Annotated in this window: 20 protein-coding genes; 12 read left to right on the top strand and 8 right to left on the bottom strand. The window is 66.9% G+C overall.

The window, feature by feature from the left end; genetic code table 11:
- The first annotated feature begins 134 nt into the window (after positions 1-134).
- Positions 135-875 carry a Bax inhibitor-1/YccA family protein gene (locus MRY80_RS07845; RefSeq protein ID WP_293289754.1) on the top strand — a complete coding sequence of 247 codons (741 nt, stop codon included), beginning with the start codon at positions 135-137 and terminating at the stop codon, positions 873-875.
- A 124-nt stretch (positions 876-999) separates the two neighbouring features.
- Positions 1,000-1,578, top strand: a complete 579-nt coding sequence (locus MRY80_RS07840; protein WP_293289752.1) for a GNAT family N-acetyltransferase — start codon at positions 1,000-1,002, stop codon at positions 1,576-1,578.
- Here MRY80_RS07840 and MRY80_RS07835 read toward each other — a convergent pair.
- Together MRY80_RS07835 and MRY80_RS07830 are read right to left on the bottom strand one after the other, a co-directional pair.
- Positions 1,570-1,983, bottom strand: a complete 414-nt coding sequence (locus tag MRY80_RS07835) for a DUF2794 domain-containing protein (RefSeq protein ID WP_293289750.1) — start codon at positions 1,981-1,983, stop codon at positions 1,570-1,572. The two genes, MRY80_RS07840 and MRY80_RS07835, sit on opposite strands and share 9 nt — an antisense overlap.
- A gap of 398 nt (positions 1,984-2,381) precedes the next feature.
- Positions 2,382-3,155 carry a DUF1223 domain-containing protein gene (locus MRY80_RS07830; RefSeq protein ID WP_293289748.1) on the bottom strand — a complete coding sequence of 258 codons (774 nt, stop codon included), beginning with the start codon at positions 3,153-3,155 and terminating at the stop codon, positions 2,382-2,384.
- Between the two features lie 204 nt (positions 3,156-3,359).
- Between MRY80_RS07830 and MRY80_RS07825 the strand changes: the two genes are divergently transcribed.
- Together MRY80_RS07825 and MRY80_RS07820 are read left to right on the top strand one after the other, a co-directional pair.
- On the top strand, positions 3,360-4,580 hold the full coding sequence (locus MRY80_RS07825) for an NAD-dependent epimerase/dehydratase family protein (protein WP_293289746.1): 1,221 nt from the start codon (positions 3,360-3,362) through the stop codon (positions 4,578-4,580).
- A 58-nt stretch (positions 4,581-4,638) separates the two neighbouring features.
- Positions 4,639-5,034 (top strand): RidA family protein, encoded by a 396-nt coding sequence (locus MRY80_RS07820; RefSeq protein ID WP_293289744.1) that lies wholly within the window; start codon positions 4,639-4,641, stop codon positions 5,032-5,034.
- Between the two features lie 22 nt (positions 5,035-5,056).
- Here MRY80_RS07820 and MRY80_RS07815 read toward each other — a convergent pair whose 3' ends face one another.
- Together MRY80_RS07815 and MRY80_RS07810 are read right to left on the bottom strand one after the other, a co-directional pair.
- Positions 5,057-6,586: a catalase gene (locus MRY80_RS07815; RefSeq protein ID WP_293289742.1), complete on the bottom strand. Its 1,530-nt coding sequence runs from the start codon at positions 6,584-6,586 to the stop codon at positions 5,057-5,059.
- A 139-nt stretch (positions 6,587-6,725) separates the two neighbouring features.
- Entirely contained in the window at positions 6,726-7,280 is a 555-nt protein-coding gene (locus tag MRY80_RS07810; RefSeq protein ID WP_293289740.1) for an NUDIX hydrolase, read from the bottom strand.
- 78 nt (positions 7,281-7,358) lie between these two features.
- Between MRY80_RS07810 and MRY80_RS07805 the strand changes: the two genes are divergently transcribed.
- The 3 genes from MRY80_RS07805 to MRY80_RS07795 all read left to right on the top strand — a co-directional run bounded on the left by MRY80_RS07805 (position 7,359) and on the right by MRY80_RS07795 (position 10,042).
- A complete protein-coding gene (locus MRY80_RS07805; RefSeq protein ID WP_293289738.1) occupies positions 7,359-8,177 on the top strand; it encodes a glycosyltransferase in 819 nt (272 codons plus the stop codon).
- Positions 8,177-9,067 (top strand): NAD(P)-dependent oxidoreductase, encoded by an 891-nt coding sequence (locus MRY80_RS07800; protein WP_293289736.1) that lies wholly within the window; start codon positions 8,177-8,179, stop codon positions 9,065-9,067. The genes MRY80_RS07805 and MRY80_RS07800 overlap by 1 nt, the downstream gene beginning before the upstream one ends.
- 102 nt (positions 9,068-9,169) lie before the next feature.
- Positions 9,170-10,042 carry a hypothetical protein gene (locus MRY80_RS07795; protein WP_293289735.1) on the top strand — a complete coding sequence of 291 codons (873 nt, stop codon included), beginning with the start codon at positions 9,170-9,172 and terminating at the stop codon, positions 10,040-10,042.
- Between the two features lie 9 nt (positions 10,043-10,051).
- Here MRY80_RS07795 and MRY80_RS07790 read toward each other — a convergent pair whose 3' ends face one another.
- The 3 genes from MRY80_RS07790 to MRY80_RS07780 form a co-directional block, all read right to left on the bottom strand.
- Positions 10,052-10,420 carry a DUF779 domain-containing protein gene (locus MRY80_RS07790; RefSeq protein WP_293289733.1) on the bottom strand — a complete coding sequence of 123 codons (369 nt, stop codon included), beginning with the start codon at positions 10,418-10,420 and terminating at the stop codon, positions 10,052-10,054.
- 68 nt (positions 10,421-10,488) lie between these two features.
- Positions 10,489-12,003: an aldehyde dehydrogenase gene (gene adh / locus MRY80_RS07785; protein ID WP_293290462.1), complete on the bottom strand. Its 1,515-nt coding sequence runs from the start codon at positions 12,001-12,003 to the stop codon at positions 10,489-10,491.
- A 112-nt stretch (positions 12,004-12,115) separates the two neighbouring features.
- The gene (locus tag MRY80_RS07780) at positions 12,116-13,072 is read right to left on the bottom strand and encodes a GAF domain-containing protein (protein WP_293289731.1); all 957 of its coding nucleotides are present in this window, start codon (positions 13,070-13,072) and stop codon (positions 12,116-12,118) included.
- A 378-nt stretch (positions 13,073-13,450) separates the two neighbouring features.
- Between MRY80_RS07780 and MRY80_RS07775 the strand changes: the two genes are divergently transcribed.
- The gene (locus MRY80_RS07775) at positions 13,451-14,164 is read left to right on the top strand and encodes a DNA helicase (RefSeq protein WP_293289729.1); all 714 of its coding nucleotides are present in this window, start codon (positions 13,451-13,453) and stop codon (positions 14,162-14,164) included.
- 8 nt (positions 14,165-14,172) lie between these two features.
- On the opposite strand, the gene MRY80_RS07770 is transcribed toward MRY80_RS07775, so the two are convergent.
- On the bottom strand, positions 14,173-14,757 hold the full coding sequence (locus MRY80_RS07770; RefSeq protein ID WP_293289727.1) for a WHG domain-containing protein: 585 nt from the start codon (positions 14,755-14,757) through the stop codon (positions 14,173-14,175).
- 108 nt (positions 14,758-14,865) lie between these two features.
- On the opposite strand from MRY80_RS07770, the gene MRY80_RS07765 reads away from it, so the two are divergent.
- The 4 genes from MRY80_RS07765 to MRY80_RS07750 all read left to right on the top strand — a co-directional run bounded on the left by MRY80_RS07765 (position 14,866) and on the right by MRY80_RS07750 (position 18,966).
- Positions 14,866-15,861, top strand: a complete 996-nt coding sequence (locus MRY80_RS07765; protein WP_293289725.1) for an SDR family NAD(P)-dependent oxidoreductase — start codon at positions 14,866-14,868, stop codon at positions 15,859-15,861.
- A gap of 94 nt (positions 15,862-15,955) precedes the next feature.
- Positions 15,956-16,753 carry a class I SAM-dependent methyltransferase gene (locus MRY80_RS07760; protein ID WP_293289723.1) on the top strand — a complete coding sequence of 266 codons (798 nt, stop codon included), beginning with the start codon at positions 15,956-15,958 and terminating at the stop codon, positions 16,751-16,753.
- A 1-nt stretch (position 16,754) separates the two neighbouring features.
- Positions 16,755-17,795 carry a hypothetical protein gene (locus MRY80_RS07755; RefSeq protein ID WP_293289721.1) on the top strand — a complete coding sequence of 347 codons (1,041 nt, stop codon included), beginning with the start codon at positions 16,755-16,757 and terminating at the stop codon, positions 17,793-17,795.
- A 391-nt stretch (positions 17,796-18,186) separates the two neighbouring features.
- On the top strand, positions 18,187-18,966 hold the full coding sequence (locus MRY80_RS07750) for a hypothetical protein (RefSeq protein WP_293289719.1): 780 nt from the start codon (positions 18,187-18,189) through the stop codon (positions 18,964-18,966).
- Positions 18,967-19,375 lie beyond the last annotated feature (409 nt).

Raw genomic sequence — 19,375 nt, 5'->3', positions numbered from 1 at the left:
GCCGGCCGGCCTTGTCTGCGCCGCTTTGGCACATCATATTACCCGCAGGCATGCTGGAGTCCCGCCAGCGGCGCCGCGGCCGGTATGGATATCGGCCGGACACCCGACGGGATTTGTGAGCTACAGAGGTAGAAATGGCTGACCTTCGAAACATGAACATGCGTGCCGGCCAGGCGCGCACATATGACGCGAGCATCGACGTGGGCCTTCGCGCCTACATGATCCGCGTCTACAACCTGATGGCCGCGGGCCTCGCGATCACCGGCCTTGCCGCATGGGGCGCTTTCCAGATGGCCGTCTCCGACGGACAGCTGACCCAGTTCGGCCAGCTGATGTTCGCCAGCCCGCTGCGCTGGCTCGTGATCCTCGCGCCGCTCGGGCTCGTGTTCTTCCTGAGCTTCCGCATCAACAAGATGAGCGTGGCCGCGGCGCAGACGACATTCTGGATCTATGCGGGCCTTGTCGGCCTGTCGCTGTCGACGATCTTCCTCGTCTACACCGCGACGAGCATCGTGCAGACCTTCTTCATCACCGCAACGGCCTTCGGTTCGCTGTCGCTGTGGGGCTACACCACCAAGCGTGACCTGTCCGGCATGGGCTCGTTCCTCTTCATGGGCCTCGTCGGCATCATCATCGCCTCGCTGGTGAACCTGTTCCTCGGGTCCTCGGCGCTGCAGTTCGCGATCTCGGTGATCGGCGTTCTCGTCTTCGCCGGCCTGACCGCCTACGACACGCAGCAGATCAAGGAGATGTATTACGAGGGTGACGGCGAAGCCGTTGCCGGCCGCAAGGCCATCATGGGCGCGCTGCGTCTCTATCTCGACTTCATCAACCTGTTCATGTTCCTGCTGCAGTTCCTCGGCAACCGCGAGTAGGACCGGTCCAGACGGGCAATCATTGTCCCGATGACAAAAAGGCGGCCTTCGGGCCGCCTTTTTCGTTTGTGCGCCGGCGCAAAACCGGCTTGATTGGCGCGACACCCCGTTTCAGGCCCGACGCATGCCCGCCCTCACGATCCGCGACACCACGCCCGCCGACATCCCCTTCGTCACCGCCATCTACCGTCACGCCGTCCTTCACGGCACCGCCAGCTTCGAGCTGGAGCCGCCGGACGAAAGCGAGATGACGGCCCGTTTCGAGGCCGTTCGCGGCCCCGGCTACCCGCATCTCGTCGCCGTGACCGAAGACGGCAGCGTCGCCGGCTACGCCTATGCGAACGCGTTCCGCGCCCGTCCGGCCTATCGCTGGTCGGTGGAGAATTCGGTCTATGTGGACCCCGCCATGCAGGGCGGCGGCGTCGGCAGGGCGCTCATGATCGCGCTGCTGGAGCGATCGGAGGCGCTCGGCTTCCGGCAGATGATCGCGGTCATCGGCGGGTCCGAGCACAAGGCCTCGATCGGCCTGCATGCGAGCCTCGGCTTCGAGACGATCGGCGTCTTCAAGGGCTCGGGGTTCAAGTTCGGCCGCTGGCTGGACACGGTGCTGATGCAAAAGGCGCTGAATGGCGGCGATGCGAACCTGCCGGACGAGAACGCCTTTCCCGGGACGCTCTATCGCCCGAAAGACGGGTCAGCTTGAGGCGACGATCTTGAGCGGCTTGTCGAACACCTTCAGCACATTGGCCAGTTCGTGTCCGCGCTTCAGGATCATGCCGGACGCCGCGACGACGCTGTAGGCGCCCTGGCGGCGGGCCAGCTTCGGGTTCTTCTCGATGCGGTAGAGAGGGATTTCGGACGCCCGCCGAAAGACCGAAAAGACCGCGCGGTCCTTCAGGCTGTCGATCGCGTAGTCGCGCCATTCGCCGGCGCCCACCATCAGGCTGTAGATACGCAGGATCTGGTCCAGTTCCCGCCGGTTGAAATGGACCGATTCGAAGCTCGGGGCGGTCGATGCCGCCGTCGGCAGGGTCACCACGGTGTCGCCGCGATCCGCGCTCGCCTCGTTCCACCGGTTCGCGCTCTCTGGCGTATCGTCCTCGGCCATTCCCTCTCCTGACGGTTCGAACGCCAAGTTTGCGCCGATTCGGCCTCGTTGCAAGACCGCCTGCAAGATTTTGGGTCACAAAAGCCTTGCGAAGTCTCCCGCGAAATCCTGCGGTGCCACTCACGAATGCGAACACGGTGTCGGCATCGGTGACCGGCGGCCTCCTTTTCGCCGCAACCACGACACATGGGCGCCCCGATTGCCGACGAACGTGCCGCCGTTGCCGATTGTGTTTCGACAAGCCAGTGTGAAACACATCGCGCAAGGTGAGAGCGGCCGCCGGTACACGGCACTGGCGTTGTCGTTCACGGACCGGTCCGGACGCGGTGTTGGAAACCTCGAGCCCCCCAGCCCCCCGATGCCTCGCCGCACCGGTCCTCTCCTTGCCGCTCGCCGGCCTAGGACGTTTGGCGGGGAAGCATGGCTGCGCCGATGATCGCTCCCGGATGGCCGCCATCGGTCGTTCTCTGGAGCAGGACGGCGCAGCCATCGGCATGCTTGGCGTCGAGCTGGGAATGCGGGATGTCCACCGTCAGCGGCTCGCCTTCCCACATCCCGATGGTCTCGTAATCCACCACGGCGTTCACATAGGCGATGGTCTTGCCGGCATTCTCGCCACGCTCGATCTCGACGTCGGAACGGTGTTTGAAATAGACGAGCACCACGTGCACCTTGTCGGCGTCGATGTCCGGAGCGCCGGCGGCGCTGACCCGCATCCGGTCGCCGAGATCGGTCAGTTCCAGGTCGACGACGAGACCCTGGCCGCTCGCGGCGTCGCCTTCCAGCATTGACGAGATTTCGCGGTAATGGCCGCCATTGGTGTGCGCCCGGCCGTTGACGACGGCCTGCGGCGTGTAGACGCCCCGCCGCTTCAGGCCCCGCGCATAGGCATATTGCCGCTCGCTGTTGGCCTTGGCGCCGAGCGTGTCCTTCCAGCCGAGATAGTCCCAGTAATCGACATGGTAGCCGAGCGCGATCACGTCGCCGCGCTCGACGAGCTTCTGGAGCGCGGCGTCGGCCGGCGGACAGGAATTGCAGCCCTGGCTGGTGAAGAGTTCGACCACGCCCAGCAACTTTGTCGAAGACGCGTCCTCGGCACTGGCTCCGGCGGCGCCTGGAAGGTACAAGCCGGCCATCACGGCCACGACGGAAAGGAAACGGGTCAATCGCATCTGGAGCATCCGGTTTGTCTTCCCGAGACTAGGCCCGGCTTCATTCAACAGGAAGTCACGTTAGGGTGACACCCGCCGTACCGTACCCACCGTGCGACGCAATCGCAGCCCGCGTCGGGAAAAGAAATATGACAGGAGCTTTTCATTTCTGTCACAAAACGGTTTTATCAGGCTGCCAAACGGACAGGAATCAGGACACCGATCATGAAAATTGCAGTTCTCGGCGGCGACGGCTTCGTTGGCTGGCCCACAGCGCTTCATCTGAGCGACCAGGGCCATGAGATCCACATCATCGACAACCTGTCGCGCCGGTGGATCGACACCGAACTCGGCGTCCAGTCCCTCACCCCGATGGACTCCATCCAGGAACGCACCCGCATCTGGCACGAGGAGACGGGCCGCCGCATCCGTTTCCACCTGATCGACCTCGCCGGCGACTACGAAGTCTTCAAGCAGTGGCTCGTGGCCGAAAAGCCGGACGCCATCGTCCATTTCGCCGAACAGCGCGCCGCGCCCTATTCGATGAAGTCCGACCGCCACAAGAACTACACGGTCAACAACAACGTCAACGCCACGCACAACGTGCTGAACGCGCTCGTCGAGACCGGCATCGACGCGCATCTCGTGCATCTCGGCACGATGGGCGTCTACGGCTACTCGACCATCGGCGCCGCCATCCCGGAAGGCTATCTGCCGGTCGGCATCGAGAATCTCGACGGCGACACGGTGTCCCAGGAGATCCTCTACCCGTCCAATCCGGGCTCGATTTACCACATGACCAAGTGCCTGGATCAGCTCCTGTTCGCCTTCTACGCCAAGAACGACGCGCTGCGCATCACCGACCTGCACCAGGGCATCGTCTGGGGCACGCACACCGAGCAGACCCGCCGCCACCCGCAGCTGATCAACCGCTTCGACTATGACGGCGACTACGGCACGGTGCTCAACCGCTTCCTGATCCAGGCGGCCATCGACTATCCGCTGACCGTGCACGGCACCGGCGGCCAGACCCGCGCCTTCATCCACATCCAGGATTCGGTGCGCTGCATCGAGATCGCGCTGAACAATCCGCCGGCGGCCGGCGACAAGGTCGAGATCTTCAACCAGATGACCGAAACCCACCGGGTGCGCGATCTGGCCGAGATGATCGCCAGGATGACCGGCGCCGAGATCGCCTATCTTCCGAACCCGCGCAAGGAAGCCGCCGAGAACGACCTGATCGTCAGGAACGACAAGTTCCTCGGCCTCGGCCTCAACCCGATCACGCTGGAAGAAGGCCTTCTCGACGAGGTCGTCGAGGTGGCGAAGAAATTCGCCTACCGCGTCGATCGCAGCCGCGTTCCGGCCGTCTCGGCCTGGACCAAGGACATCGCCAAGACGGTTGAGAAGGATCCGGAAGGCAAGCGGCTGAAATCGGTCTCCTGATCGAAACCCGCATGACGGCGGGCCGACCGGGCCCGCCATTGTCGCGAAAGGACAGGCCATGGCGCGCGCGGTGATCCCCGCCGAACTCGCCCGCTATCGCGACGACTGGCGGATGTCGCCGGGCGTGGAGCACAATGGCGTTCTGTATCTGACCGGCATGACCGCGACATCCGCCGACGGAACGGTTCCCGCCGACCCGGAGACGCAGATTCGCGAGGCCTTTCGCAAGGTCGGGCTGGTGCTCGCCGAGGCCGGCGCCGGATTTTCCGACATCCTCGAAATGACCAGCTACCATGTCGGCCTGCGGGACCATCTCGCCCTCTTCCGCGCGATCCGCGAGGAGTTCGTCTCCGAACCCTGTCCGGCCTGGACGGCGATCGAGGTCTCCGGCTTCACCACCGAGGGCGTGATCGTTGAACTGCGCGTCATCGCCGCCGCTCCGGCCGGACGCTGAGCCGGCCGGCGCGCGACGCGTCCTATTCGGCGGCGTCCTGGCCGCCGATGCTCTCGGCCGAAGCCAGGCCGGGCGCGTCCGATTTGCCGCCCAGCTTGTCGCGAACGCCCTTCTCGATCCGGTCGCCGGTTTCCTCGTCGATGTTGCGCCAGTATTCGAAGGCCCGCTGCAGCACCTTTTCGCTGACGCCGTCGCAGAGGTGGCCGACGACGTTGGAAACGAGACGCTTGCGCGCCGCTTCGTCCATCACCTCGCGGATCAGGGCGCGCGCCTGGCTCCAGTCGTCATCGTCCTCGCGCAGCCTGTAGGCCTGACGCACCATGTCGCCGTCGGCGTGCCAGAGGCCCGCCTCGCCCTCGACCGGCTGCGCCGAAGGCCCGCCATAGGAATTGGGCGCATAGACCGGGTCGGAGACGTTCTCGACCCGCATCGCGCCGTCCTTCGAATAGCTATGGACCGGGCTCTTGGGCTTGTTGACCGGGATCTGCTTGTAATTGACGCCGAGCCGGGCACGGTGCGCGTCGGCATAGGAGAAGCCGCGCGCCAGCAGCATCTTGTCCGGCGACAGGCCGATCCCCGGCACCATGTTGTTCGGTTCGAAGGCCGCCTGCTCGATCTCGGTATGGAAATCGGTCGGGTTGCGGTCGAGCACCATCCGGCCGACCTCGATCAGCGGATAATCGTCATGCGGCCAGACCTTGGTCAGGTCGAACGGGTTGATGCGATAGGTCTTCGCCTCCTCATAGGGCATGATCTGCCATTTCAGCGTCCAGCTCGGATGGTTGCCGTCACGAATGGCGTTGAACAGGTCGCGGCGGTGATAGTCGCCGTCGGTGCCGGCGAGCTTGTCCGCCTCCTCCTGGCTCAGATAGGCGTTGCCGTCGCCCTGGTCGGTGTGGAAATGGAACTTCACCCAGAACATCTCGCCGGCCTCATTCACCAGCGAGTAGGTGTGGCTCGAATAGCCGTTCATCTCGCGCCAGCTCTTCGGGATGCCGCGGTCGCCCATCAGATAGGTGACCTGATGCGCGCTTTCGGGCGACAGCGTCCAGAAATCCCACTGCATGTCATGGTCGCGCATGTCGTTGTCGGCGCGGCGCTTCTGCGAACGGATGAACTGCTGGAACTTGATCGGGTCGCGGATGAAGAAGATCGGCGTGTTGTTGCCGACCATGTCGAAATTGCCCTCCTCGGTGTACATCTTCACCGAGAAGCCGCGCGGGTCGCGCCAGGTGTCGGGGCTGCCGCGTTCGCCGGCGACGGTGGAAAAGCGGATCAGGACATCGCTCTTCGCACCCGGCTGGAAAACCTTGGCCTTGGTGTATTTCGAGACGTCCGCGGTCACTTCGAAATGACCGAACGCGCCGCCGCCCTTGGCGTGCGGCTGGCGCTCGGGAATGCGCTCCCGGTTGAAATTGGCCATCTGCTCCAGGAGATAGTGGTCGTGGAGAACGATCGGCCCGTCGCGGCCGACGGTCAGCGAATGCTCTTCGCTCTGCACACGGATGCCGGCATCGTTGGTGGTCGCGGGAACTTTCTTGTTGCTGCTCATCGTCTCGGCCTCGCCCTCTCGAATGGAACTCGCTGGCACAACCGATTGGCGAGCGCGAAAGTTCCGTCCGGGCGCGAAATTTCTGCCGGAGACCGTGCGGCAGGCCGTTAGCCGCGAGGAAGGGGCATCATGAAATCCGTCAGAACAGATGCGGGCAGCGCAGTTGCAGCGCCTGCATGAGGAACACCGTTTTCATGTCGCAGATCTCGCCCGAAGCGACCATCCCGGCCGCCTCGGCGATCGGCAATTCCATCACCTCGATGTCCTCGCCCTCATGCGCGACGCCGCCGCCGTCGCCGACGCGGTCCGCCGCGCCATAGGCGGCGAGGTAGCAATGCATGCGTTCGGTCGCGCAACCGGGCATCGACCACAAGGCACCGAGCGACTGCAGGTCCCCGAGCCGCAACCCGGTCTCCTCCATCGCCTCGCGCCGCGCCGCATGCGCCGGGTCCTCCCCGTCGGTCACGCCGGCCGGCGCTTCGATCAGCAGCGCCGGGGCGCCGACGAAGAGCGGTCCGGGGCGCGGCTGGCGCACCAGCGTCACGACGCGCCGGTCCGGATCGTAGGGCAGCACGCAGGTCGCCTCGCCATGGTCCTCGATCTGCCGCGGGTGCTCGCTGCCGTCCGGATAACGCAGCGTCGCGAGATGAAACCGGCCCCAGCCGTCGTGAACGGTCTTGATCTTGTCGATCACATGCAATGAAACGTCTCCCGTAAGATCGTGCCGCCCATCTATCGTCACCCGCGCCGCCGCAGTCCAGCAGGAAACACGATGCCCGCCAACGCCTATGTCACCCTCGTCACCAATCACGACTATGCCGACGCGGCGATCGCGCTGATCCGGTCGCTCGTCCTCACCGGCACGTCGGCCGACATCGTCGTCATGCATACCGGCGCCGTCGAGGCCGCCGATCTGGAGCCGCTGAAGGCGCTCGGCGCGCGCTGCGTCGAGGCGGGCCTGCTCGACACCTCGGCCGAATTCAACGCCCGCCACCAGCGCGACCGCCTGCATGCCGACGCGCCTTTCACCAAGGGCAACAAGCCGGCCTTCCACACCCCGCTCGACAATTTCGCCAAGCTGCGGCTCTGGGAGCTGGAGGAATACGACAACATCGTCTTCCTCGACGCCGACACGATCGTCATTCGCAACATCGACCGGCTCTTCGGCTATCCCGAATTCTCCGCCGCGCCCAACGTCTATGAGAGCCTCGCCGATTTCCATCGCCTGAACTCCGGCGTCTTCGCCGCCAAGCCGTCGAAACAGACCTTCGCGGCGATGATGCGGCGCCTCGACGGGCCGGACGCGCGGTTCTGGCGCCGCACCGACCAGACCTTCCTGCAGGAGTTCTTCCCCGACTGGCACGGCCTGCCCGTCTTCGACAACATGCTGCAATATGTCTGGTTCAACATGCCCGATCTGTGGGAATGGACGTCCGTGCGCGTGATCCACTACCAGTACGAGAAGCCCTGGCAGGCCGACCATCCGAAACGCGACCGGCTGCAGCCCCTGATCGACCTCTGGCAGGCCTATCGCACGGGCGAGGCCATTCCCGACATCGACGCCCTGCCCAACCCGGCGGCACCCGCCTGATGCGCGTCCTGGTGACCGGCGCCACCGGCTATGCCGGGCGTTTCATCGTCGAAGACCTCCTGTCGTCGGGCCATCACGTCGCCGTCATGGGCCGCAGCCGCCCCGAACCCGGCGCCTTTTCCGGGCCGGTGGATTTCGTGCCCGGCAGCCTCGAGCCGGCCGCTGCAGCGCCGGCGCTGTTCGACGCCGTCGACGGCTTCGTTCACGCCGCCTTCCATCACGTCGCCGGGCGCTATCGCGGCGGCGAGGGCGACGATCCGGAAACCTTTCGCCGGCTCAATATCGAGGGCTCGCTGGCGCTGTTCGCCGCGGCGAAACGGGCGGGCGTCCGTCGCGCCGTCTTCCTGTCGAGCCGCGCCGTCTACGGAAAACAACAACCGGGCGCGATGCTGACGGAGGATCTCGCACCGCATCCAGACACGCTCTATGGCGAGGTCAAGCTTGCGGTCGAACACGGCATCGCCGCCATGGCGGACGACGCCTTCCTGCCCGTTTCGCTGCGGGTCACCGGCATCTACGGCCCGGCGGGTCGGGGTGGCGCCCACAAATGGGCCGATCTCTTCGCCGATCATGAAGCCGGCAAACAAACCGCGCCGCGCGTCGGCACCGAGGTGCATGGCGAGGACATGGCCGCTGCCGTCCGCCTGATGCTCCAGGCCGATCCCCAAGCGATCCGTGCGGCCTCCCCGCAGGGGCTCTTCAACGTCTCCGACCTGCTGCTCGACCGGCAGGATTTGCTGGACCGCTACGCGCGCCGGACCGGCTGCGCGACGCCGCTGCCGGCGCGCGCCGACGCATCCGCCTACAACGCCATGGACTGCACCCGGCTGAAATCGCTCGGCTGGATCCCGCGCGGGACGCTGGACCTCGCCGGCCTCGTCATGCCCTGACGTCATCCGGCCCGCGTCTTCTTGACGCGGTCCTGCAACCTCTGTTTGATCCCTCGCGATGCTGCTCGCCCCTGGCGGCGCGGCAAGCAAACGGGGGCTTCTATGAAACGATTTTTCGGCAAGGCCGCTCTTGCGGCGTGTCTCCTGGCGGGTGTCAGTTCGGCATCGCAGGCGCAGACCGTGCATCCGAACGAGTGGACGGAATATTACGCCGACATCCGCGGCTGGACGGTCAACGCGATCATTCACGCCCAGGGCGGCTTCGTCGGCTGCCGTGCCGTGAAGACCAGCCGGAACGGACACCTCATCGTGGAACGCCACAACGGCATCTGGCAGCTCGTCGTGCCCACCGACCGCACCGATGTCTATGGCGGCGCGGTCCTGAGCATCGACAAGGCGGACATCGATTCGCAGTTCGGCTTCGAGAATGGCTGGGCGACGCGGGAACTGAGCGCCCGGGAACTCGACCTCATCAAGGCCGGAAACCAGCTCGGCGTCGAGATCAATGGCGAGCCGCCGCGCTACTGGGAGCTCTCCGGCTCGACGGCCGCGATCCTCAAGGCGCAGGAATGCGCCGACAATGGCGGCAATCTCCCGCAGGACGACGCGCAGACCGCATCTGGTCAGGCCGCGCCGCCGCCCCCGCCGCCACCGGGCCGGCCGCCGCAGACGGTGACCGCCACATGCGATTCGGTCCCCACCGGCCCGTATGGCTGCGAGATCACGCAGATGCCGGAGGAGCCCGGCTACAAGGAGATCTACCAGATCGCCGGCTCCAACGGCGCGCCGGCCTATTTCATCAAGGTCAAATCCGACAACAGGGCCGATGTCTGGGCGTCCTTCGACGGCGCACCGTGGCGCTATCTGGGCGTCTGGGGCAATGTCGGCCCGAACTGCTCGGAACCCTTGCCGAACCAGTCGTCCGAGGCGCGGGACAATCTGGGCCAGGACGCCTGGAACCTGTGCATCCGGTAGGCGAGGCGGTCAGACCGGGCCGAGTTGCGCCAGCTCTTCGGCGCTGAAGACCTTCGCGCGGGCCAGGAACCGGCGCTCGCGGCCATTGTCGAGCGAGAACATGCCGCCCCGGCCCGGCACGACGTCGAGGATCAGTTGGGTGTGTTTCCAGGCCGCGAATTGCGGTCCGGAAATGTAGACCGGAACGCCGTCGATGTCGCCGAGCCGCACGTCGCTCGCGCCGACCCGGAATTCGCCGGCCGGATAGCACATGGGCGAGGAGCCGTCGCAGCAGCCGCCCGACTGGTGAAAGATGATGTCCGGATGATCCGAGCGGATCTCCGCGATCAGCGTGCGGGCCGCCTCCGTCGCCTCGACCCGTCTGGGCGTCTCACGCATCGCATGGTCCTCCTTGATGTGGGAATCGGGGCCCCTTTCGGGACCCCGCGCTTCTTGGGAGGAAGCGATCAGAAGAAGCCGAGCTTGTTCGGATTGTAGCTGACCAGCATGTTCTTGGTCTGCTGGTAGTGATCGAGCATCATCTTGTGCGTCTCGCGCCCGATGCCCGACTGCTTGTAGCCGCCGAAGGCCGCATGGGCCGGATAGGCATGGTAGTTGTTGACCCAGACGCGCCCGGCCTGGATGTGCCGGCCGAAGCGGTAGCAGGTGTTCTGGTCGCGCGACCAGACGCCCGCGCCGAGGCCGTAGAGCGTGTCGTTGGCGATTTCCAGCGCCTCGTTCTCGTCCTTGAAGGTCGCCACCGAGACCACCGGGCCGAAGATCTCTTCCTGGAAGATGCGCATCTTGTTGTGGCCGCGGAAGATCGTCGGCTGGATGTAGTAGCCGCCGGACAGGTCGCCGCCGAGATCGGCCGCCTCGCCGCCGATCAGCACCTCGGCGCCTTCCTGGCGGCCGATGTCGAAATAGGAGAGGATCTTCTCCTTCTGCTCCGAACTCGCCTGCGCGCCGATCATGGTCTCGGCGACGCGCGGATCGCCCTGGACGATGGCCGCGGTCCGGGCGACCGCGCGCTCCATGAAGGCGTCGTAGATGTCCTCGTGGATCAGCGCGCGCGAGGGGCAGGTGCAGACCTCGCCCTGGTTGAGCGCGAACATGACGAAGCCCTCGATCGCCTTGTCGAGGAAGGCGTCGTCCTCGGCCATCACGTCCTTGAAGAAGATGTTCGGCGACTTGCCGCCCAGTTCCAGCGTCACCGGGATGATGTTCTCGGTGGCGTATTGCATGATCAGCCGGCCGGTCGAGGTCTCGCCGGTGAACGCGATCTTGGCGATGCGCGGCGACGACGCCAGCGGCTTGCCGGCCTCGATGCCGAAGCCGTTGACGATGTTGAGCACGCCCGCCGGCAGGATGTCGGCGATCAGTTCGGCCAGCACCATGATGGTGGCGGGCGTCTGTTCGGCCGGCTTCATCACCACGCAATTGCCGGCGGCGATCGCCGGCGCCAGCTTCCAGGCGGCCATCAGGACCGGGAAGTTCCACGGGATGATCTGGCCGACGACGCCCAGCGGCTCGTGGAAGTGGTAGGCGACGGTGTCGTTGTCGATCTCGCCCATCGTGCCTTCCTGCACGCGCACGGCGGAGGCGAAATAGCGGAAATGGTCGATCGCCAGCGGAATGTCGGCGGCCATGGTCTCGCGGATCGGCTTGCCGTTGTCCCAGGTCTCGCAGGTGGCGAGAAGCTCGGCATTGGCCTCCATCACGTCGGCGATCTTCAGGAGCGCCCCGGCGCGGTCGGCCGGCGAGGTGCGGCCCCACGCGTCCTTCGCCGCATGGGCGGCGTCGAGCGCGAGGTCGATGTCGGCGGCGTCCGACCGCGCGATCTCGCAGATGATGCGGCCGTTGATCGGCGTGGTGTTGTCGAAATAGCGGCCGGCGACGGGGGCGACGAACTTGCCGCCGATGAAATTGTCGTAGCGCTGCTTGAAGGGCGAAACGAATTGGCCCGCCTCGGGCCTGGTCATCACATTCATGGATCATCTCCTCCTGCTGCCGGACCGTTCCGGCGTTTCGCCAGATGGGACGAAAGCGGTCGGCGGGTCAGCCCCCGCGCGGCAGGAGAAGGCGCGGACTGTCTCAGCTCTGAGACAATTCCAGGCGGTTGAGACGGCGATAGAGCGTCGCGCGGCTGATGCCGAGCGCCTTGGCCGCCTTGGAGTGATTGCCGCCGGCACGCGCCAGCGCGCGCTTCAGGGCCGCGCGTTCGGCGCGCTCGAAGCCGGTGGCCCCGCCGCTGCGCCCGAGGAGGTCGGAGGCGGGCTGCGGCCGGATCGCCGCGTCGCTGCCGAGCCCGAAGGCCCGCCGCGCGGCATGGGTCGCGCCGATCACGATGTCGTCCTCGTCGACCGCCAGCAGCATCGCGTCGCCGGCTTCGGCCTGCGAGGCGACGACGATGCGCGCGTCGGGAAAGGCGGCGCGGAAATTGTCCTGCTCGATCTGCCGCGCCGTCTGGGTCACCTGCGCCGCGATCAGCCGCGAGAAGGCCTCCGTCTGGTCGGCCCGGCACGACGACACGTCGATCGCCCCGATCAGCCCGCCGTCGGCGCCGTAGATCGGCGCGTCCATGCAGCTCATCGCGGTGTTGCGGGCGAAGAAATGCTCGGAACGATGGATCACCACCTGGCGGCGTTCGGCCAGGCACGTGCCGATGCCGTTCGTGCCCTCGGCCGCCTCGCTCCACACCGCCCCGGCGCACAGTCCCCACGCCTCGAACGTGTCGAGATCGCCGGAGCCGGCGCGCTGGTCGAGAACGACGCCGTCCACATCCGTCAGCAGCACGCAGCAGCCGGAATTGCCGACCAGTCCGAAGAGCTGGTCGAGCCGCGGCGCGGCAATGGTCATCAGCCGGTCGACCGAGCCGCGGCGAAGGGTCAGCGCCGCCGCATCGACGCGGTCGGGCGCGCGCTGGTTGGAGGGGTCGAGCCCGTGATTGACCAGCGAGCGCCGCCACGACGCCGCCAGCCGCGACACGGCGGCAGCGGAAGACGACTGCACGGTCTCGAGGACCACATCCGTATGATTCGATTGCGCCAAGGGGACCTCCTCCCAAGCCTACAGGCCAAGGAGAATAGCACCGCTTGACGCCGGGTCAAAAAGACCGGGCCCCGCCGGCGATCGCCACCGCCGGGACTGTCTCGCCGGTGAGACAGTTTGCGCGAAAATCCGCGACCGCGCCCTTGGCCGGCATCGCGGCACGCTGGGCCGGCCGCACCCCGAACCCGGCGCACCGCCCGCAAACCCGCTTCTTTCCCCGGCCCGAATCACCCTATGATCGGCCAAGGCGCGGCCCGCGCCTCCTCCCTCCGCATCGGGGAAGCACGTTTCATGCAGGGCGGATACCGTTTCGAACCGACTGTCGGGCAGCAGGCATAAGGAGGGGTTGCGCACACGCTCGCAACAGGAGGTTTCGCCATGAAACTGTCTGCACCCCTTTACGCCCTGAAACGCGAGGCGAAGGCGCTCTCGCGAACCGAAAGCATCCCGCTTCACGCCGCACTCGACCGCATCGCCCGGCGCGAGGGCTTCCAGGCCTGGAGCCTGCTGATGGCGAGAGCCGCCGCAAGGCTGGACGCCCGCGACCTGCACGCCGCGCTGGAACCGGGCGATCTCCTGCTGCTCGGCGCACGGCCCGGCCAGGGCAAGACGCTGATGAGCCTGCGGCTCGCCGTCGAGGCGATGCGGCAAGGCCGGCCGGCCTTCTTCTTCACGCTGGAATACACGCCGGCCGATGTCGCCGGGCGCTTCGCCGCCATCGGCGAGGACCCCGGTCGCCATGCCGGCCTGTTCGCCTTCGACTGTTCCGACGAGATCAGCGCCGCCTATGTCGTCGAGCGGCTGGCCGATGCGCCGCGCGGCACGCTCGCCGTGATCGACTATCTGCAACTGCTCGACCAGCGGCGCGACAAGCCGCCCCTGATGCAGCAGGTCGCCGCGCTGAAGGCGTTCTGCCGGACAAGCGGGGTCACCATGGTGCTGCTGTCGCAGATCGACCGCAGCTTCGATCCGGCGACGCGGCCCTGCCCCGGCCCGCAGGATGTCCGGCTGCCCAACCCGCTCGACCTGTCGCTCTTCGACCGGACCTGCTTCCTGCATGGCGACGAGGTGCGGCTGGGCGCGCGCGGCTAGGGGAGGCCTCAGTCCCGAAATCCGAAATCGGGCACGATGTCGAGGATGCCGAGGGTCTTCGTCGCCTCCTTGTCCAGCTTGCCCGCAAGCGCGAGCTGGGCGAAGCCGTGCACGAGGCTCCACGTCATGATCTGCGCGCGCAGCTCCGCGTCCGGCAGGTCGGCCTTGTCCCAGTCGAGGTCCTGCGACGCCGCGCGCAGGATTTCGAAACAGGCCATGACGCCCTCCTTCAGGGCCGGGTCGTCGCGGTTCGTGCGCCCGCCCGAGAACATCAGTTCGAACAGGGCCGGCTGCGCGCGGGCGAAATCGACGTAGCCCCGGAACGCCGCGTTGCGGATCTGCCGGCGCGTCGCATCGTCCGCAAGGTCGCGTCGCATCCGGTCGGCCAGTTGCGCGTAGCCGCGGGCGGCGATCGCCGTCAGCAGGCCGCTCATGGTGCCGAAATGGTTCTTCGGCGCCGTGTGGCTGACACCGACGCGGGCCGCGCAGGTGCGAAGCGACAGACCGGCGAGACCGCTTTCGCCGAGAATCTCCAGCCCCGCCTCGACCAGCGCCTCCTTGAGGTTCCCGTGATGGTATCTTTTGTCGTTCAATTTCAGCGCCTTACCGTGCCCTTGTTTCCACTGTAAATATAACCTTGACTCCGACGCACGTCCATGGTGATTGATATATACACTGGAAACATTCAATCGGAGCGGACGATGCCCGCACATCAGACGCCGGCGACGCGCCATTATCACGACCTCGTCGGCGGCTTCTCCGCCATGACCGGCAAGACCGTCCTCGTCACCGGCTGCACCTCCGGCACGGGCCTGGTGCTGGCCCGGACCTGCGGCGATCTGGGCGCCAGGGTGGTCATGCTCAACCGCCCGTCCGAACGTGCCGACCGGGCCTTGAAACTGCTTCACGACGCCGGCGCCAACGCCTCGCTCGTGCCCTGCGACCTCGCCAGTTTCGACAGCGTGCGCGCCGCCGGCGCCGTGCTGCGCGAGAGCCTCGCCGAGCGGGGCGTGGACGTCCTGTGCAACAATGCCGGCGTGATGGGGCTGCCCGACATGGCGACCGGCGACGGCTTCGACGTGCAGATGCAGGCCAATCACCTGTCGCATTTCCTCCTGACCCACCTGGTCTGGCCGCTCCTGGAAAGGGCCGGCGCGCTGCGCGGCGAGGCCCGCGTCGTCAACCACAGTTCCGGCGCGCGCGGCAAGCCGGGCCAGGAACTGATCGCGGCCTATCTTCAAAGGAACGGCGGCGATCTCGGCGGCGACGGCTTCCCCGGCCTGCAGAAATGGGCCCGCTACCGCCAGTCCAAGCTCGCCAATCTGCTGTTCACCTACGCGCTGCACGAACGCGCCAATGCCAGGCCCGGCAACCGCGTGAAAAGCCTCTGCGCCCATCCCGGCCCGACCGACAGCGGGCTGCAGGCAAAGACCACGCAGGCCGGCGGCACGCGGCTTTTCGACCGCTACATCATCGCCCGGACGCTCAAGGCGGCCCAGTCGGTCGAGGACGGCGCGTCGGGCATCGCGCGCTGCTGTTGCGAAACCGGCGTCGAGAGCGGCGCGTTCTACGGGCCGGAAGGCCGCGGCAGGGGCGGCCCGGCCATGCTGCTGCCACCGGAACGCAACCCGCAGGCCGAAGCGCTTCTGTGGACCGAGAGCATGGCCGCGACGGGCGTGGCGGATTTCTTCGGCTGACACGCCACCTCCGCATCGCCTCTCCGCCGCAGGGCGGGGGCCTGTGCCGATCGCTGTTCAGAACATCCCCGCTCCGCTAGGGTCGGATCGGGGCATGCCGACACTGCGAGACAAGATGGCCGAGACCACGGACAGCTATTACGAACGCGTCACCCATTACAGCCCGGCGCGCATCGCGCCCTTCAACGCCGCCAACAGGCGCTCGCCCCAGGCCCGCGAGACGGAACGCCGGCTGCTGATCGACCGGCTCGACCTCGCCCCCGGCATGACCGTCGTCGACACCGGCGCGGGCGGCGGATACCTCGTCGACGGGTTTCCGGACGCGATCGTGGAAAGCGGCACGGTGATCTGCACCGACACCGCCGAACATTTCATCGCGACGATCCCGCGGCCCTTCGTGCCCGTGGTCTGCGGCATGGACGCCTTCCCCCTGCCCGACGCCTCGGTCGATCGCGTGTGCAACCTCGCCGGCCTCCACCATGTCCAGCACAAGGCCGATTTCTTCCGCGAGGCCGCGCGCGTGCTGAAGCCCGGCGGCCGGCTCGCCGTGGCCGACGTCAGAACGGGCACGAAGCCGGCGGTCTGGCTGAACGGCCCGGTCGACCGGTTCACCGATATCGGCCATGACGGCATGTTCGTCGCCGCGGGCGAGTTCAGCGCCATGATGGCGGAGGCCGGCTTCACCGGCGTCGAGGAACGTCACGAGGTGTTCGACTGGCCGTTCTCGAGCTGGGACGAACTCGTCGATTTCGCCCGCGACCTGTTCCGCCTGACCAGGGCGTCGCGCGCGCAGATCGAGGAGGCGCTGGTCGAATGCCTGGACCTGAAGCGCGAGGACGGCTTCGCCGCGCTCGGCTGGGAACTGACCTACGCGACCGGGATCCGGGCCTGACATGGCGCCAGCGCAACCGGCGCGGCTTCTGGTCGTCCGCCACGGTCCGGGGCGCGGCCGGCGCGGCCCCTTCCTGGAACTGGCGCTCGATCACGTCGCCCGCGCCGACCCGCAATTGCATCGCCGCATCGCCGTGCACGAGACCGGCACGCCCGCCCCGTCGCTCGACGGCGTCGGCGCGGTCTTCTTCTGGCTGGGCGACCCGCTGAAGGAACTCTATCCGCAATGCCATCGCGAGGCGGCGGCGATCGCGGCGGATGCGGCGGCGCGCGGCATCGCCGTCGCCAATCCGCCCGACGCTCTCTCCAACAGCGTCAAGAGCGTGCAGGCCCGCCTGCTGGCCGAGGCCGGGATCGCAACCCCGCGCCACGCCGTCTTCGAGACGCGCGAGGCGCTGATCGCCCACCTCGACGAGATCGCCTGTCCCGTGCTGATCAAGTCGGACCGCATGCATTCGCAAAAGGGCATGCGCATCTGCCGCACCGCCGACGCGTTGCGCGCCGCCGCCATGGCGCCCAGGCTCACCTACCCCGTCTCCGTCGCGCAATTCATCGACACGCGCGCGGGCCACGACCCGCGAAGCCTTGAAGGGCGCCTCTACCACAAGAAACGCACCCTCGTGCTGGGAGACATCGTCCATCCCCGCCACATGATCTTCTCCGCTCAACCGATCGTCAGCCTGAAGACCTCGACGCTCGCGCCGTTCAGGACATTCGCCGCGCTGCGCCACGCCCTGCCTCTCATGCCGGCCGCGCGCCGCAGCATCGAGGCGGACAATCGCTTCTTCTTCGAGGGCGACGGCCACGAACCCCTGATGCGCCGCGTCTGCGAAGCCCTGGGCGTCTCGACGGCGGCGATCGACTATTCCGTCGACGCCGAGGGCAATCCGGTCATCTGGGAAGCCAACCCCTATTTCTTCCTGTTCTCCACCGGCAAATACATCCTCCCCGCCGAACGCCGCCACACCGCCCGCAGCGACCGCCTCTTCGAAGACGCGACACGATTTCTGACAGCCCTGGCACACCCCGCAGGCCGAGAGTGACGGACGGGAGGCGTCGCGGCCAGCAGCGCCTACACACGCGCCTTCCCTTCTCCCCCTCGTGGGGTTCGAAGGACGGGTCGAGACCCGTGGCTCGACCCCGGGCGGGTGGATGCGGCGGTTCCGTGAACCGGCGCAGACGGATGAGGGGGCGCCCTATCTCCCCCCTTGCGGGGGAGAAAGTGATTTCCCGGGCTTGGCTTGCCAAGTCCTTGGAAATCACAAGAGAGGGGGCAAACGAACACCGAGCAATGCCCCCTCTCTGGCAAAAGCTAAGGACTTGGCTTCGCCAAGACCAAGCTTTTGCTTTCTCTCCCGCAAGGGGAGAGACAGGTCCGGCGCAAATCCGCCCCCAACTTATCCACCAACCAGCCACCGCCCATACCCTTGCCCGATGACCGACACGCAAGGCCCCATCTTCGACTGGCAAGCCGCCATAGACCGCAACCGCGAGGCATTGTTGCGCATCGTCGCGGTGCTGTTCGTGCGCGCCGGGCTGGACGAGGGCGGCGCGGATCTGGTGACGCGGCGCGCCTGGCGGGTGATCCTGCGCGTGCTGCGCCCCGCCGAATCCGCCGCCCGCCGGCTGATCGTCATTGCCGCGCGGAGCATCGACGTCGGCCCCCTGAAACCGCGCCCCGCGAAAGAGCCGACGGCCCTCGAACAGCTCCAGGCGGCCGGGCTCGTCATCACCCACACCGGCCTCAATCTCGGCCTCGCCCGCATGTGGCAGCCACCACCCGAAGTCCCGCAACCTGCACCGCCGCGGCCCCCGTCCTTCGCGCTCACCGACCCGCCGAGACGCTTCGATCCGAAGGGCTGGGAAGGAAAACACCCGTTCCCGCGCGACGGCTTCGATCTCGCCGACGACCACGAGGACGTCAGCGCCGACCACCTCTGCGCCCGTCTCAAGGCGCTGAAACGCGCGCTTGAGGACATCGACGGCCACGCAAGACGGCTCGCCCGCCTTCAGGCACGTCGCGCGATGTCCCCCTTCGCGCCAGCAAGCGAAGCGCAGCTTAAGGGCGCGAACAAAGGGCGCACGAGAGCCAGACCTCCGCTCCGCCACGGCTGGCCCCCGGGCCACCGCAAGCTCTCCACCCACACCGTGGACAGCGTGCTGCGCGAATGCCACGCCCTCGCGCTTCAGGCGTTGAGGCCGGACACGTCATGAGGGGCATCGACCGCTCCCGATCCTGCAATCCGCACTCGAAGACGAGCCGCGGTGCCAATGCCGCACGCCTGTCTCTGCGTACGGATGCCAACTCTCCATTTCGATACCGCAGCCCACCCGTCAGCCTCATGGAATGGATCCTCGGGTCAAGCCCGAGGATGACGGGCTGGGGGGTACGCCTCGGCCAGTCGCCAATGCTTGAGACGAGCCGCGATCCCGAAACCTTCTCCGTCATCCTAGGGCTTGACCCAAGACAAGCGGAGCGCCGTCGTCGCCCTAGGACCCATTCCGTGAACGTCCCAATTCACCGGACTCGCAGAACAGGTGCCATACCATTCGGACACCGCAGCCCACCCGTCAGCCTCACGGAATGGATCCTCGGGTCAAGCCCGAGGATGACGGGCTGGGG

This window comes from Oricola sp. (genome assembly GCF_022763245.1).
Classification (GTDB): Bacteria; Pseudomonadota; Alphaproteobacteria; order Rhizobiales; family Rhizobiaceae; genus Oricola.
This window is presented reverse-complemented; position numbering and strand designations above follow the sequence as displayed.